1 protein-coding gene is annotated in these 2,275 nt (G+C 55.3%); it reads left to right on the top strand.

The genetic code is table 11. The features are described from left to right. Positions 1 to 18: 18 nt before the first annotated feature. On the top strand, positions 19 to 2,275 hold a 2,257-nt coding region (locus tag G9409_RS11930), incomplete at its 3' end, for a beta strand repeat-containing protein (protein WP_208019735.1).

The following is a 2,275-nucleotide window of genomic DNA, read 5'->3' as shown; positions in this document are numbered from 1 at the left end:
GCGATCTCAACCGGAGCCGTGACGGTTAACGGTCGGGCGGCTGTACTTGATCTTGGCACGTACAGCGACACTGTCGGAGCCGTTACCCTTACAAACGGTACAATTACGGGCACTTCCGGCGTGCTGAGCGGCTCCAGCTATGCGATCAACAACAGTTACGGCACCACGAATGTATCGGCTGTTCTCGGCGGAGCGGTAGCACTGACCAAATCGGGTGCAGGTACACTGACGCTTTCAAAAGTAAACAGTTATACCGGGTTAACCACAGTCAGCGGTGGCAAACTGGCGTATGGCATAAGCGACGCATTGGCGGGCGGGGCCGTAACGGTTAATGGTGCCGGTGCCGTCCTCGATTTGGGCAGCTATAGTGATACGGTTGGAGTGGTTACCCTTACCAATGGCTCCATAACGGGTACCACAGGGGTATTGATCGGCAGCAGCTACAGTATCAATAATTCTACCACCGGTACAGCAACAATATCTGCTATTCTTGGCGGAGCGGGATCCCTGACAAAATCAGGAACAGGAAGGCTTACGCTTTCCGGAGCGAACAGCTATTCGGGATTGACGACAATCAGTGGTGGTGCCCTGAGGGCTTCCCATGCGACAGCATTGGGGACAACAAATGCTGGCACGTCTGTTGCTTCCGGGGCAGCTCTTGAGCTTGAAGGCAGTATTGTGATTGTCGGAGAATCGCTGGGTTTGAGCGGTACAGGAATCTCTTCGGGTGGTGCGCTCCGTAACATCAGTGGCGATAACAGCTATACCGGAGCGATTACGCTTGCGGCGTCAGCCCGTATCAACTCCGACAGCGGTACGCTCACGATTGAATCCATTACAGCCGGAACTTCCGGATCGACATTTGGCGGAGCCGGGAATGTTACTGTTGCCAATCAGATAACAGGAACAACCACAAGCAGTACATTGACAAAGGATGGAGCAGGCACCCTGACGCTTTCAGGATCGAACACCTATGAGGGCGTGACCACAGTCAGTGCCGGAACGCTCAAGCTTGGAGCGGGAGGAGATGGCACCAATACACCGTTAGGGACAACGGCAGGAAGAACAGTTGTAGCAACCGGAGCAACGCTCGACCTTAACGGATATACCCTTGGCACGGCGGAAGAGCTGACGCTTAACGGGACAGGTATATCTGCCGGAGGAGCATTGAAGAACAGCTCAGCCATAGCAGCAACCTACAGCGGATTGATTACACTTGCCGGAGCGAGCAGCATCGTTGCAAACAACGGCAGTATTAATCTGACCAATCCCGGTGAGATAACCGGAGCGACGTTCGGTTTGACGCTTGGCGGCACCGCTACAGGCAGTACTCTTGCGAGCATAATCGGTACCACTACAGGCTCACTAATCAAAGCGGGAACCGGGAGATGGATACTCACTGGAGCGAACAGCTATGCGGGAGTGACCACCATCAGTGCCGGAGCTCTCCGTGCATCAAATGCGACGGCGCTGGGCACAACGGCAGCAGGTACAACCGTAACCTCCGGGGCTGCGCTTGAACTTTCCGGCGGTATTGTGATCGGTGCAGAAGCGCTGAGTTTGAACGGAACAGGAATCTCGTCCGGAGGTGCACTCCAGAACATCAGTGGAGAGAACAGCTATGCAGGGGCTGTAACCCTTGCAGGAGATACCCAGATCAACTCCGACAGCGGGTCACTCACCCTTGATGTGGTTTCGGGCAATGGCATAACGGGGACAAACAGAACCCTGACCGTAGTTGCCGGTGGAGGAAATGTCACAATAGCTGATCCGATCGTTACCGGAACCGGTGGCCTGACCAAGTCGGGAGCAGGTACGCTGACGCTCTCGGGAGTGAACACTTATACCGGCTTAACGACAGTAAGTGCAGGTACACTGGCTTATGGTGTGGCAAATGCGCTCGCAAGCGGAGGGGTGACAGTCAACGGAAGCGGAGCGGTTCTTGATATCGGGGGGTACAGTGACAGTGTAGGAGCAGTAACTCTGACCAATGGCTCCATAACCGGCTCCACAGGAGTATTGAGCGGCAGCAGCTACATCATCAATAATGCCTCCGGTACGGTGAACATCTCGGCAATTCTCGGAGGAGCAGGAACCCTGACCAAGTCGGGAGCAGGAACGCTGACGCTGTCGGGAGCGAATGTCTACACCGGAGCGACGAGCGTGAGTGGCGGCACCCTGAAGGCGGGAGTAGCCTCGGTAGCCAATACGAGCGGAGCATTCGGAAATAACTCGGCCATAACACTCTCCAATACGGCGGGAGTTGTGCTTGATA

The sequence above is a fragment of the Candidatus Chlorobium masyuteum genome, from assembly GCF_011601315.1.
Lineage (GTDB): Bacteria > Bacteroidota > Chlorobiia > Chlorobiales > Chlorobiaceae > Chlorobium > Chlorobium masyuteum.
The sequence above is the reverse complement of the archived record's forward strand: the minus strand, read 5'-3'. Positions and strand labels throughout refer to the sequence as shown.